8 protein-coding genes are annotated in these 14,611 nt (G+C 57.9%); 2 read left to right on the top strand and 6 right to left on the bottom strand.

The window, feature by feature from the left end; all coding sequences use genetic code 11:
- A partial coding sequence (locus HWY30_RS26980) for an ESPR-type extended signal peptide-containing protein (RefSeq protein ID WP_244145026.1) occupies positions 1–6,260 on the bottom strand: 6,260 nt, incomplete at its 3' end.
- 1,615 nt (positions 6,261–7,875) lie between these two features.
- Between HWY30_RS26980 and HWY30_RS26975 the strand changes: the two genes are divergently transcribed.
- Both HWY30_RS26975 and HWY30_RS26970 read left to right on the top strand, forming a co-directional pair.
- Entirely contained in the window at positions 7,876–8,679 is an 804-nt protein-coding gene (locus HWY30_RS26975; protein WP_090809475.1) for an EAL domain-containing protein, read from the top strand.
- 523 nt (positions 8,680–9,202) lie between these two features.
- The gene (locus HWY30_RS26970) at positions 9,203–10,138 is read left to right on the top strand and encodes a DUF7164 domain-containing protein (protein ID WP_244145016.1); all 936 of its coding nucleotides are present in this window, start codon (positions 9,203–9,205) and stop codon (positions 10,136–10,138) included.
- 473 nt (positions 10,139–10,611) lie between these two features.
- On the opposite strand, the gene HWY30_RS26965 is transcribed toward HWY30_RS26970, so the two are convergent.
- From HWY30_RS26965 to HWY30_RS26945, 5 genes are all read right to left on the bottom strand, one after another.
- A complete protein-coding gene (locus HWY30_RS26965) occupies positions 10,612–10,875 on the bottom strand; it encodes a hypothetical protein (protein WP_143037269.1) in 264 nt (87 codons plus the stop codon).
- A 90-nt stretch (positions 10,876–10,965) separates the two neighbouring features.
- Positions 10,966–11,175 (bottom strand): hypothetical protein, encoded by a 210-nt coding sequence (locus HWY30_RS26960; RefSeq protein ID WP_143037268.1) that lies wholly within the window; start codon positions 11,173–11,175, stop codon positions 10,966–10,968.
- 546 nt (positions 11,176–11,721) lie between these two features.
- Complete coding sequence (locus HWY30_RS26955) at positions 11,722–12,090, bottom strand: hypothetical protein (RefSeq protein ID WP_143037267.1); 369 nt, start codon at positions 12,088–12,090, stop codon at positions 11,722–11,724.
- Positions 12,091–12,108: 18 nt separating this feature from the next.
- On the bottom strand, positions 12,109–12,306 hold the full coding sequence (locus HWY30_RS26950) for a hypothetical protein (RefSeq protein WP_143037266.1): 198 nt from the start codon (positions 12,304–12,306) through the stop codon (positions 12,109–12,111).
- Between the two features lie 225 nt (positions 12,307–12,531).
- Positions 12,532–14,337, bottom strand: a complete 1,806-nt coding sequence (locus HWY30_RS26945; protein ID WP_090809469.1) for an OmpA family protein — start codon at positions 14,335–14,337, stop codon at positions 12,532–12,534.
- Between the last annotated feature and the right edge of the window lie 274 nt (positions 14,338–14,611).

Here is a 14,611-nt window from a genome sequence, read left to right as displayed (position 1 = left end):
CCCGTCGATGCGGAGGTCGACAGCGAAGAGATACCCGTCGATGTGGAGGTCGACAGCGAACTCATACCCGTGGACAGCGACGAGATACCCGTCGAGGTCGACGTCGACAACGACGAGATACCCGTCGACGTGGAAGTCGACAGCGAGCTCATACCCGTGGACAGCGACGAGATACCCGTCGATGCGGAGGTCGACAGCGAGCTCATACCCGTGGACAGCGAAGAGATACCCGTCGATGTGGAGGTCGACAGCGAACTCATACCCGTGGACAGCGAATTCACGCCGCTCTGCACCGTGCTGATCCCCGTCGAGGCCGACGTCGACAGCGACGAGATACCCGTCGACGTGGAAGTCGACAGCGAGCTCATGCCCGTGGACAGCGACGAGATACCCGTCGAGGTCGACGTCGACAACGACGAGATACCCGTCGACGTGGAAGTCGACAGCGAGCTCATACCCGTGGACAGCGACGAGATACCCGTCGATGCGGAGGTCGACAGCGAACCCAAGCCTGTGGACAGCGAATCCACACCGCTCTGCACCGTGCTGATCCCCGTCGAGGCTGACGTCGACAGCGAGCTCATACCCGTCGACAGTGAAGAGATGCCTGTCGAGGTCGACGTCGACAACGACGAGATACCCGTCGACGTGGAGGTTGACAGCGAACTCAGGCCCGTGGACAGCGAATTCACGCCGCTCTGCGCCGTGCTGATGCCCGTCGAGGCCGACGTCGACAGCGAAGAGATACCCGTCGACGTGGAAGTCGACAGCGAGCTCATACCCGTGGACAGTGAAGAGATACCCGTCGATGCGGAGGTCGACAGCGAGCTCACGCCCGTGGACAGCGAAGAGATGCCTGTCGAGGTCGACGTCGACAGCGAACTCATACCCGTGGACAGTGACGAGATACCCGTCGATGCGGAGGTCGACAGCGAGCTCACGCCCGTGGATAGCGAATCCACACCGCTCTGTGCCGTGCTGATCCCCGTCGAGGCCGACGTCGACAGCGAGCTCATACCCGTCGACAGCGACGAGATACCCGTCGACGTGGAAGTCGACAGCGAGCTCATGCCCGTGGACAGCGAACTCACACCCGTCGAGAGCGACGTGACCGCGCTGTTAGTCGTGCTCAGGCCCGTCGACAGTGAAGAGATACCCGTCGACGCGGAGGTCGACAGTGAGCTCAGACCCGTGGACAGCGAAGAGAGGCCCGTCGAGGCCGACGTCGACAGCGACGAAATACCCGTCGACGTGGAGGTCGACAGCGAACCCAGGCCTGTGGACAGCGAATCCACACCGCTCTGCACCGTACTGATCCCCGTCGAGGCTGACGTCGACAGCGAGCTCATACCCGTGGACAGCGAAGAGATACCCGTCGATGCGGAGGTCGACAGCGAAGAGATACCCGTCGATGTGGAGGTCGACAGCGAACTCATACCCGTGGACAGCGAATTCACGCCGCTCTGCACCGTGCTGATCCCCGTCGAGGCCGACGTCGACAGCGACGAGATACCCGTCGACGTGGAAGTCGACAGCGAGCTCATGCCCGTGGACAGCGACGAGATACCCGTCGAGGTCGACGTCGACAACGACGAGATACCCGTCGACGTGGAAGTCGACAGCGAGCTCATACCCGTGGACAGCGACGAGATACCCGTCGATGCGGAGGTCGACAGCGAACCCAAGCCTGTGGACAGCGAATCCACACCGCTCTGCACCGTGCTGATCCCCGTCGAGGCTGACGTCGACAGCGAGCTCACGCCCGTGGACAGCGAATTCACGCCGCTCTGTGCCGTGCTGATCCCCGTCGAGGCCGATGTCGACAGCGACGAAATACCCGTCGATGCGGAGGTCGACAGCGAGCTCAGGCCCGTGGACAGCGAAGAGATGCCTGTCGAGGTGGACGTCGACAGCGAACTCATACCCGTGGACAGTGACGAGATACCCGTCGATGCGGAGGTCGACAGCGAGCTCACGCCCGTGGACAGCGAATCCACACCGCTCTGTGCCGTGCTGATCCCCGTCGAGGCCGACGTCGACAGCGAGCTCACGCCCGTGGACAGCGAATTCACGCCGCTCTGTGCCGTGCTGATCCCCGTCGAGGCCGACGTCGACAGCGAAGAGATACCCGTCGATGTGGAGGTCGACAGCGAACTCATACCCGTGGACAGCGAATTCACGCCGCTCTGCACCGTGCTGATCCCCGTCGAGGCCGACGTCGACAGCGACGAGATACCCGTCGACGTGGAAGTCGACAGCGAGCTCATGCCCGTGGACAGCGACGAGATACCCGTCGAGGTCGACGTCGACAACGACGAGATACCCGTCGACGTGGAGGTCGACAGCGAACTCATACCCGTGGACAGCGACGAGATACCCGTCGACGTGGAAGTCGACAGCGAGCTCATACCCGTCGACAGTGAAGAGATGCCTGTCGAGGTCGACGTCGACAACGACGAGATACCCGTCGACGTGGAGGTCGACAGCGAACTCATACCCGTGGACAGCGACGAGATACCCGTCGACGTGGAAGTCGACAGCGAGCTCACGCCCGTGGATAGCGAATCCACACCGCTCTGTGCCGTGCTGATCCCCGTCGAGGCCGACGTCGACAGCGACGAAATACCCGTCGAAGTGGAGGTCGACAGCGAGCTCACGCCCGTGGACAGCGAATTCACGCCGCTCTGCGCCGTGCTGATCCCCGTCGAGGCCGACGTCGACAGCGACGAAATGCCCGTCGACGCGGAGGTCGACAGCGAACCCAGACCCGTGGACAACGAACTCACACCCGTCGAGAGCGACGTGACCGCGCTGTTAGTCGTGCTCAGGCCCGTCGACAGTGAAGAGATACCCGTCGACGTGGAGGTCGACAGCGAACCCAGGCCTGTGGACAGCGAATCCACACCGCTCTGCACCGTGCTGATCCCCGTCGAGGCCGACGTCGACAGCGAGCTCATACCCGTGGACAGCGACGAGATACCCGTCGATGCGGAGGTCGACAGCGAGCTCACGCCCGTGGACAGCGAATTCACGCCGCTCTGTGCCGTGCTGATCCCCGTCGAGGCCGACGTCGACAGCGAGCTCATACCCGTCGACAGCGAATTCACGCCGCTCTGTGCCGTGCTGATCCCCGTCGAGGCCGACGTCGACAGCGACGAAATACCCGTCGAAGTGGAGGTCGACAGCGAGCTCACGCCCGTGGACAGCGAATTCACGCCGCTCTGCGCCGTGCTGATCCCCGTCGAGGCCGACGTCGACAGCGACGAAATGCCCGTCGACGCGGAGGTCGACAGCGAACCCAGACCCGTGGACAACGAACTCACACCCGTCGAGAGCGACGTGACCGCACTGTTAGTCGTGCTCAGGCCCGTCGACAGCGAAGAGATACCCGTCGACGCGGAGGTCGACAGTGAGCTCAGACCCGTGGACAGCGAAGAGAGGCCCGTCGAGGCTGACGTCGACAGCGACGAAATACCTGTCGACGTGGAGGTCGACAGCGAACCCAGCCCTGTGGACAGCGAATCCACACCGCTCTGCACCGTGCTGATCCCCGTCGAGGCCGACGTCGACAGCGAGCTCATACCCGTGGACAGCGAAGAGAGGCCTGTCGAGGTCGACGTCGACAACGACGAGATACCCGTCGACGCAGAGGTCGACAGCGAACCCAGGCCTGTGGACAGCGAACTCACACCCGTCGAGAGCGACGTGACTGTGCTGTTAGTCGCGCTCAGCCCCGTCGACAGCGACGAAATACCCGTCGACGTGGAGGTCGACAGCGAGCTCATACCCGTGGACAGCGAATTCACGCCGCTCTGTGCCGTGCTGATCCCCGTCGAGGCCGACGTCGACAGCGACGAGAGGCCTGTCGAGGTCGACGTCGACAACGACGAGATACCCGTCGACGCAGAGGTCGACAGCGAACTCAGCCCCGTGGACAGCGAACTCACACCCGTCGAGAGCGACGTGACTGTGCTGTTAGTCGCGCTCAGCCCCGTCGACAGCGACGAAATGCCCGTCGACGCGGAGGTCGACAGTGAGCTCAGACCCGTGGACAGCGAAGAGAGGCCCGTCGAGGTCGACGTCGACAGTAACGAGATACCTGTCGACGTGGAGGTCGACAGCGAACCCAGCCCTGTGGACAGCGAATCCACACCGCTCTGCACCGTGCTGATCCCCGTCGAGGCTGACGTCGACAGCGAGCTCATACCCGTGGACAGTGAAGAGATGCCTGTCGAGGTCGACGTCGACAGTGACGAGATACCCGTCGACGCAGAGGTCGACAGCGAACCCAGGCCTGTGGACAGCGAACTCACACCCGTCGAGAGCGACGTGACTGTGCTGTTAGTCGCGCTCAGCCCCGTCGACAGCGACGAAATACCCGTCGACGTGGAGGTCGACAGCGAGCTCACGCCCGTGGACAGCGAATTCACGCCGCTCTGTGCCGTGCTGATGCCCGTCGACGTGGAAGTCGACAACGAACTCAGCCCCGTCGACAGCGACGAGACACCCGTCGATGTGGAGGTCGACAGCGAACCCAGGCCTGTGGACAGCGAATCCACGCCGCTCTGTGCCGTGCTGATCCCCGTCGAGGCCGACGTCGACAGCGACGAAATACCCGTCGACGCAGAAGTCGACAGCGAGCTCATACCCGTGGACAGCGAATTCACGCCGCTCTGTGCCGTGGTGATGCCCGTCGACGTCGAAGTCGACAACGAACCCAGGCCCGTGGACAGCGAACTCACACCCGTCGAGAGCGACGTGACTGTGCTGTTAGTCGCGCTCAGCCCCGTCGACAGCGACGAAATACCCATCGACGTGGAGGTCGACAGCGAGCTCACGCCCGTGGACAGCGAATTCACGCCGCTCTGCGCCGTGCTGATCCCCGTCGACGTGGAAGTCGACAACGAACTCAGGCCCGTCGACAGCGACGAAATGCCCGTCGATGTGGAGGTCGACAGCGAACCCAGGCCTGTGGACAGCGAATTCACGCCGCTCTGCGCCGTGCTGATCCCCGTCGAGGTCGACGTCGACAGTGACGAGATACCCGTCGACGTGGAGGTCGACAGCGAGCTCACGCCCGTGGACAGCGAATTCACGCCGCTCTGCGCCGTGCTGATGCCCGTCGACGCAGAGGTCGACAGCGAACTCAGCCCCGTCGACAGCGACGAAATGCCCGTCGATGCGGAGGTCGACAGCGAACTAAGCCCCGTGGACAACGAACTCACACCCGTCGAGAGCGACGTGACTGTGCTGTTAGTCGCGCTCAGCCCCGTCGACAGCGACGAGAGGCCCGTCGACGTAGAAGTCGACAGCGAGCTCACGCCTGTAGACAGCGATGAAATACCCGTCGACGTCGAAGTCGACAAAGAGTCGACCGTACTTGCGACCGAATACAACTGGCTGCCGTTTACCGCGTCAGTGCTGCTAGGGCCAATCAGGCCAGCGGCCACATATTGGATGCGTCGCTCAGCCCCCACAGCCCCAACGCTTACGACACCAGCAGCGCCGTCGGCGCCTGCGAACGAGCCATAAGTCGTACCACCGATCTGCTGAGTGCTATACGCGGTGGTCCCAGCCGTGGCAGTCGATGAAGCAGCGGTCGTAGAGGCGTTATTGCCGAGCGCGACCGACCCCATGACATTCGCTGTCGACTGAAATCCGATGGCTGTGGCCTTTGTAGCCGACGCGTTAGCCGTCACACCAATTGCGGTAGCATCAAGAGCCGAAGCTGTAGATTGCGTACCAATTGCGATGCCATAAGAGCCGGTGTTGGTAACAACGTTGGAAACCCCTATCGCTATACCGTCCGCTGCACTGGCGGTGTTTTCGTATCCGATCGCAGAAGCGGAGTTCCCACTGGAAATGTTCGCATATCCAACCGCTACGGCATAGTTGGAATTAGCAGTGCTCAGATAACCGATTGCCAGAGAAGCCCATCCAGTAGCCGTTGCAGTTGTGCCAATAGCCTCTGAGTTAGTGCCAGCTAATGCAGAGCCACCAATAGCCACCGCATTAACGGAGGCAAGAGCAGAAGTTCCAATTGCGACTGTATTGGTATTTGGACTAGCTGCACCCGCTCCACCGCCGGCATAGTACTGTGCATGAGCAACCGGCGCATGCGTGCCAACCACCACAGCCGCCAAGGTGACCGCCTGAACCACCTTCGACTTCTTCGGCTTGCCCCTAGCTGAGTCGTGTTCCGACACGGCAACCCAGGCCCCCAGCGACTCGTTCCAAATCGATCGGTACGTCTTATTCATTTTTTATTCCCCACCTCGTCCACCCACCCGATCGCTCATGAATTCTTTGATCCGGCTTCAGCACGACCCAAACAGAAAAAACGAGATCCCGGCGACAACGCTGCCACCAGGAATTACTATCAAATTCCTTTCAACCCGATCTCATTCCCCAAATATCATCTTGGCCAGCATATCGATCGCCTTAACCCGCATTGCGAATATTTGTGACATGCCATGGTTTCTGTCGGTATTTACTCAAATAGCGCCCCGCTTCCCGCTCACCATCGTTCCCATGCAGGTTGCGAGACCCGTCCACTCTGGAGAGGCTTTGCGCGATCCTGCGATTCCAGCCTTCCGAAAGGGATCACCAGGCAGACGCACGCGATAAGGGCTACGGTGAACGGCCCATCGGCAAACCGATAGCTTCAGGGAATTTGCGTACATAAGGTGAACGAAATAGAAATAGCCTGTGCCTTATGAAGGCACTTACATCACGCCCCGACCGCCGGAGTTTTTTCGGCAGCGCGCATATATAACAGTCCGAAAGTACTGAAGCCACGCCATTTCTTGAAGATTGCCAAATTCGATACACTTCGCGAAAAATATCGCCAGAGTTCACGAATATTCACAACGCGCCGCCACCAGACCATTAGAGTCGGAGCGCAATGGTCGGCCTCGAAATTCGATTGAATTCACAAAGCGATCCGATTTGCGTCGACCTTGTATTCCGGTGACAAGTCGATCGCCACTTGCCCGCGCGATACTGCCCAATGTCCCCCGGGGCACGACCAGCGTCAATTTTCCGCGAGCAGATGTCCAGCAGTTGTGCGATAGCCGCAGTGAACACGACACACATCAAGCCGCGAACGCCGCCAGGATTGTTTTATTTATCAATGGCAGGAACGCACTCAAAAGAGCCGGCAGTTGACCGTCGCGCCGAGCCAGACCCCGCCTAGAACGCCAAACAAGCGCCCCATCAGCATCGCATGCACATCCTCATCCCGCATGAACACGCTACGTCGCAACCGAAAGACTGTCTTCAGCAACAATGGCCTCGGCAGAAGCAGGCATGCAGAGGCTGCAGTTTCCAGCGTCAGACGCAGGCCGAACCTCGGATCGAATGGGACATTCTCCGATGATCCACTCCTGCGGAGATCGCCCACCCGACGAGAGCCCCCAATGCAATTCCCCAAACAAACCTGTCAGTCAAATACGTCGAACGCACAATCCCCTCTTGATTTCCTTGTTCACCCGCACAACCGGCGAGCCGCCCCATCAATTAGCGGGTGAATAGTAGAGGACACCACAGTGCAGCGCGTCACAGAGTGTGAACCGCAAGGCTGGTCGAAAGCAGCGCCGTCATTTCTCATCGCCGCTCCGATGTTTCAATAATTCACAACTCATGTCGCTCAATTCGATACGATTCAATGGCCGGAACTAGCCACGCGACAATTGACACATTCGTCGATAGTCGGACGTTGATATGAACAACGATGAAAGTTGTGCGACTCCGCGACACCTCCATTCGAGCGCGCGCATTTTTCAAAGTTTGCACCAGCGTTTCGCCGACCTTTCAGGAGACAGTGTCGATCCATTTTGATGTGAGGCTTGCAACATACGCGCACTAGAGATTGCTATGGAACACGTTGCTGCAGACATTCTCCACTCCTGCACGGTCGCAGACGCGGAGCGCGGCCTCGCCAGACGGGAGTTCTTTTTCCTCTATCAGCCTAAGCTGCGTATGCAGGAAGGCCGGCTGTGTGGTTTTGAATCACTGCTGCGATGGAGCCACCCGGCACGTGGCGTCCTGACGCCCGCTTCGTTTATCCATCTTGTGGAAGACTCTGCACTTACCCCGCGTTTCACGGATTTTGTTATCGAGGAAGCTGCTCAAACGCTAGCCGATTGGACCGTTCGCGGATATAACACGCTTTCGCTAGCCGTCAATCTTCCCGCCCGAGAAATTGGCCGGCCCGGGCTGGCAAGCAAGTTATCCGCCCTGCTTCGCAGTCGTTCACTCAACGCGGCACGCTTACAGATCGAGCTCACCGAGACCACCGATCCGGGTCCAATTGAAGCGCTCGCCTCCGCCGTTGAATCCATCAAAGAATCCGGCGTAAGTATGGCAATCGACGACTTCGGCTCGGGCTGCTGGTCACTTACCATTCTGCATCGGCTTGGGGTCGACACGCTCAAACTGGACCGCAAGTTCATGTGCGATATTCAGAAGCATGCCGATTCGAAAGTCGTGGTCGAGTCGCTCGTGCAACTCGGACAACGTCTCGGAAAACGTGTTGTCATAGAGGGGATAGAAACGGCAGCGCAGTTCGCATGGGCGAGCACAATCGATCAGATAGATTGTCAGGGTTACTACATCTCCGCACCGATCACAAACGAACAAATCGACGAATTCGTTGCGAGACATGGCGTCACTCATTAGTTCTCAGTCGCCCAGCGATCTGATTGCGCAGTCCTCGCTCCACCTGCACGAGTCTGGTACAGGCCTGAGTAGTCGCTTTCAATTCAGCCTGTCCCCGAATCCAAACACGCTATCGGTTCCCAGCAAACCGGTCTGTCAAGCTCGTTGAATCTCGACGGCGGTCGGTCACAAACATCTGCTTTTCCCGCTCCGACAAAAACCCGCGAGTGCGTGACAATTATTCACAACATCACGCCCCGTTCCGGTTATGCTGAATTCATCGACTTTTTTGGTCGATCACGGGCAGGAGAGCTAATCCCCGGAGCTGCGCCTGCTCCTTGAAGCCCCGACTAATCCCCGATTGTTGGGGCTTCACCTTTTCTCTTCCCATACTCCCTATTCGCTATCTCTCTCTCGAACGCGCACTGATACCATTCCGTGAAGTACGGCGGACCGATCGTTAACACCCAACGCCCGGTTCGCTTTGCTCTGACACGCACATATCGGAATGCATTGCCCGCCCCTTGATGAAGGCTGTAAGCAGATGGAAAACAACTACAACGCCAACGCTGAAAGCAGATCAGACCTGAGCTGCTCAGAAGCGTCGATCGACTTGGGCGTTTTGGTCTATATCGACAACAGAAAGGAGACCGTCGAGGAGTTTCATTGGCTCTACAAGAGCATGATTTTCAGCAACTTGTTCCTGCGCTCCAGGATTATTGCTGTGTGTCATCCTGATGCGATCAATCTTCTGCCAGTAGATGAAAAGTTGACGATCATTCCGAGTACGCCATACCTCGAGCGGAATGCTGAATGGCAGGGATATGCTTACATCAATAGCGTTGGAAATTTCGTTGATCAAAGCGTTTTTGACGAGTGCAAAAAATACCGATTTATATTGAAAACGGACTGCGACACGTTCGTTACGCCAGCATTGCTTGACTTTTCTCCATCCGGACTATGCTTTGGTTTCGGCGCGTACGCCTATGAGGAAGAAGTCCGAGGGAAATTGTCTCAATGTAGTCTACGGTGGGGATTTCCTCATTCGGGCCTGCATAATGTTGGGGCTTCGGTCCTGGGACCATCAGACCACGTGTGCAACTTCCTCACTGCGCAGCTGGACTATTGCAACAAATTAATCAAAGAGGAATTTTCCAACTTCGAAGGTGCATGGCCAGGCTGGTGTAAGAATGTTTTGACGATGTACGCTGGGGAGCTAGCGCTTCGCTGCACCTATCCGCAACAATGTTCGCTCGGGTTCCTTGACCACTTCCCTTCTGCAACGAGAAATATCGGCAGTGACGTTCTGCATATTCATGCGTGGCATACGAACCAATATTGGTCAAAACACGACTTTCGTGCAGGAAAATATTTTGACATCAGATCAGACCAAATAGATCGGAACACTTTGGGGGGCTACTGCCATTGGCTCGCTCAGTCTGCTATTGATAACGTTGTAAATGAAAGACACACTCGTTAGACCGGAATCATTGTGACGGCTGAGTCGTGGCCTTCAGCCAGTCCAATCCGATCTTCTCGGCTTTTCACTCCACTTAAGTTGAGTAGACGTGAACCATGTTCGTTGGTCAGCCTAAAGACAGGCGACCTGCAGTGGTGGGCTCACGGAAAAGTTTCTAGTCCCACCTGGTATGCCATTAACCCCGTCCATCGCCAGTCCAGAAGCGAGGCCATCTTTTCGAGACGCGCAAACTCCTCTTGCCCCCGTCTTGTGAGGATCGCGATGTCGATGGGTTCGGGAACTCTCGTGTTGACTCTGGGCGGAAAGCGCTGGACCTCGACCAGCCCGAGGTTGCGAAGCGTAATCAGTTTCTTCGGCTTCTTCCCCCATGGGATCTGGCGGTGACAAACTAGCATAAGCAATCGGAGACTTTCTTCGTTGGACAACACCGCAATCTCCTAACGTGCGCAATGGGTCCTCCCGCTTGTACTGCTCTACTTCTGTCGCCGACCGATTCCTTTCTGCGTCTTCACAGCGATGGCGTCAAACAGCTCACGCGCGCTGAAAAATTCCAACCGCCCTTCCTCGGCAAAAATCCTCAGTCGCCCACCACAGATCTGAATCACGCAGTCCTGACCCCAAGCTGCTCGAATCTGACCTAAAAGTGCTTGCTGTTCATCATCGTAGTAATACAGCCATGCTCGACATGCCGGATCAGGTCCCGCTACCGCGAAAGATGAGGCAACGTCCGTATGCATAGGGATACTCCATCGAGTGAACCACCGAATGGCCGCCCTCGATCACTTCGCGACCATAATACGACGCCCACGAGTTCAACCCGCAACGACCTAATGGACAACCACCGACTTCGTAAATATCAGCGCGAGAATCAAATGGAGAAATCCCCACACGAACAGCAGTGACAGTGAAATCGTCCCGATGCCAAGCAATGCGATCCAGCGCTTGCGAAGACCCGACATGCCTTCAACTTCGTCGGTCCGGCGCGCGAATTTCTTTGCCTCAGGTAGCCCCGGTTGAGTAGTTACTTCGCTTTGCATATATCAGCTTTTCCCGAAGAAAGCGTTTGAACAGCTTTGTGTATGGCACAGTTTGTCGCCGACTAAACGATTAATGCAATGTGCGCGCGACCGAACCGCATCAACTTGCGGACGCATGTACTCTACCGGCGCGGGGCAACCCGGTCTGTCAAGGTTTGTTAAAACTCGAAGGAGAGTTCGAGATGCGAATCGTAGAGAGCTGGCAGAACGACCACGAAGGTGCTTGACGCACGCTAGGACCAGCGCCCTTTTGGTCTCGTCCTGACAAGCGCATACCGGAATGCATCGCCTGACATCAGTGCAACCAGACGCATGATCCTCACCCCTTGCACGCCCGTCACAATCGCAGGTTTTGACGTGAGCCACGCCTCCATCGCTTCGAGTCGCTGATGCAATTCCGATATTGTTTTCGTCTTTAACTCATTCATTACGCGTCGCTCCCGTCGCCGCTAACAATTTCCAGAATCGATCCAGGTTCTGGCGTGAAAACCTGATCGAATTCGATCAAACGCCGTCTGGCCAGGGAAACGACATCTGTACTTGTCTTCAGGGTGCTGTTACAAGATCGACCACTATCGATGGATAGGCGGTCGACTCCTCCGCCGCCTGTGCCACGTGGAGAAAATTAGCATCGCTGGACGCCCTCCCTTTCCACACATGATCGTTGACTTTCCAGCCTACCAGGTACAGCCGAAAATATGCCCCTAAAATGATCACGCCCATAGCAGTTATTACGAGACCGTCTTTCGCCATGCGTATCTTCTCCAACTGCACACTGGTGAGTCGAACCCCAACGCGTTTCTCGCCGTGACCGGCCGCGAGCAAGAGCATGTCGTCATCCGCGGCAAGAGACCAATTCGGCGTCTCCGTGCCGAGGCGTAGATAGAGCAGATCCTCTGCAGACCATGCAACCATGCCAGGCACCTTCAGCAATCAAAAAATTTTGTAGTCGTGCGGAGCGGTTTGGCGATTGCGCCGGTCCTCGGCCAACACGCGACGCGCCTCGCGATGGACTGCCAGAATGCCGAACGACAACTCGTCAAGACCGGCAGCTCGCGCGGCCATCTTGAGTGAAGCGTAATCTTCGGGGTGAAGCGAAAGGGTCACTTGGACCTGATGCGGGGTTGCCATGGATAGCTCCAGTTTCGTTCGGTGCTCACAAGGTTCGGGTTAGAACACTCGCAACCGAATGTAACCGGACGCGTACGTGGGGGTTGCCAAGAATTGTGACATCGGCGGCCCTTGTGCGTCTGTCGGGTAGGGCTTGCGATTGATCCATTCCGCGAGGCTCCCGAGTCTGGCCGAACGTGCCTAACGCTCCCAGGTAAAACCCGTGCTTTCAGCCAACGCAATCTGTTAGCCAACCGAAGCTTGCGCCAGAACAAACTCGACACGGCGATTCGCAAAGCGACCGCCCGCCGTCGCATTGCTTGCGATCGGCGTCGCTGAGCCATAGCCGCGTGCCGTCAACAGGTCCGGCTTCACACCCGCCTCGATCAGAAAACCGCGCACCGCGTCCGCACGCTCTTGCGAAAGCAGCAGATTGGCCTGCTCATCGCCAACGTTGTCGGAATATGCCTTGATATCGAGTGCCACGGGATGGCCGTCGTCAGAACATGCCTTAAGCAGTTGTGCGGACTCGGCAAGGTTCTCTTTGGCGGATAAAGGGATATGTCCACTGGATGCAGCGAAGTCCACGACCTGCAAGTTCAGAACTGTTGCGACATCCGGACCTTTGCACGCGTTGCCCGCATCGAGCATCTTCACCATCGTGCTCAGGAACAGCTGCGTGGCGAGATCGACGGCTTTTTCCGCGCTGAACTGACCGATTTCCCAGGACGGACCGAACACATTCTGCAGGCGCTGCTTCCAGCCAAGCGATGCATTCGCTGCCGCCCCGCCTAGCTCGATGTGCTGCGCGTCTATTCCGACCTCGGCGCGCGGCAGGGCCATCAACGACAAGAGCTCATCGATATGCGTCAGCCAGTCAGATGGGCGCAGGCTCGCGTCGACTTTCAGGTCGGCGGCGAAGCGTCCCGCGCCAAATCTTCGGTTCAACACATCGGTAAGTGTTTGCCGCTCCGCATCGCTACTCAGCGTACCCGTCAATGAAGGTACGCCAGCTTCATTGACGCTAAAAGCGATCTTTCCACTTCTCGTGGAAGCGTTCGCCACCGGATTTGAAGCGGCTTCGGATACAGCATCGGCTGCCGGGGCAGACGCTGCACCTCCCGACGCCGTCATCGGAGCCGCCGCGCATCCCTGCGGTACGGATGAAGCCGCGTCCGGTCGCGCTACGACGCCAGGGACGGCCGACGCGATCGAGGGCGCGACGACGCCACTGGTCAAAACATTCGACGACGCGGTCGCTTCAACACCCGCCCTCTGCCCGAAATATTGGGCATAGGCGAAAACCCCAAGCAGTATGGCCGTCAACACGGCAAACAGCAGCCATATGCCTCTACGCGAAGACCTCACTCCGGCGACAGGCGCCGCGACTTCGTGCGCCGCGGCGGGTGCGAAACGTCGAAGTACGTTTTCATCGTCAGCCATCGGTTGCATCATATTGGCCGCTACTGACTCAAGCCTGCCTGCAATCGATCGAGTGAAATTGCCAGCATTTTCAAATCCGATCGATTCGGCGACGCCATCGGTCAAAAGCCTCGATACGACAGGTAATTGACCGCCGAGCAACGCAGGCAGTCCGGCCAACGTTCCTTGCTCAAGCAGAATGTGATGTTTGAGCACGCCGAACACCACCGAACCGACCAACGCGGTCATGACATGTGCGGCCTGAGGCGGTATGCCGGTCTGACGCGAGATCGGATCACTCGCCAGCGCGATACGCGTGCCGGTAGAACGCACGAAGAGCGACTCTCCTATTGTTTCAAGGTCTTTGATACTCGATGAAGCACTACACAGCTGCAGGAATTGCTCTTCGATACGGGCATTCGCTTCTGGCGACATCACAGCGGAGAATACGGCCTTCGCCCCATCGGGCGTCACCGCAGCCGCCATCAGCGAAGCAATCAGCGCAGGGCTGGCGTGGGTCGGAATCCTGCCGAGTATTTCCGACGAAAGGCCGATTTGCTCCGCAAGACACTGCCGGATCGTATCGGAAAATACCGCATCAATTGAGTTGGCAAGATCGATGCTCTTCATTTCTGTTCTCGTGAAATTGCTGCGCTTGAGCGCCTGGGCAAGGCCAGGCGATGTTTTGAGCGTAAGGTAAGCACTTTTAGAGAGCCTGTGAAGCACGCTTTAACTCTTTTCTAATAACTGACGTAAATCCGCAAACTTTGACAGAAGTTCAGATTTTGGTCGCGAAGGACAGCAGTTGAGCGTTTCACCAAATCGCCTGCCCGTAAATCTCGTCGGACGGATTTACAAATTGTGGCAATTGCCAGGAATAAGCACAGCTACAGTTCACGAACTC

Source organism: Paraburkholderia tuberum STM678 (genome assembly GCF_902833905.1).
Classification (GTDB): Bacteria; Pseudomonadota; Gammaproteobacteria; order Burkholderiales; family Burkholderiaceae; genus Paraburkholderia; species Paraburkholderia tuberum.
Note: the sequence above shows the minus strand (reverse complement) of the source record. Positions and strands in the feature narration are given on the sequence as shown.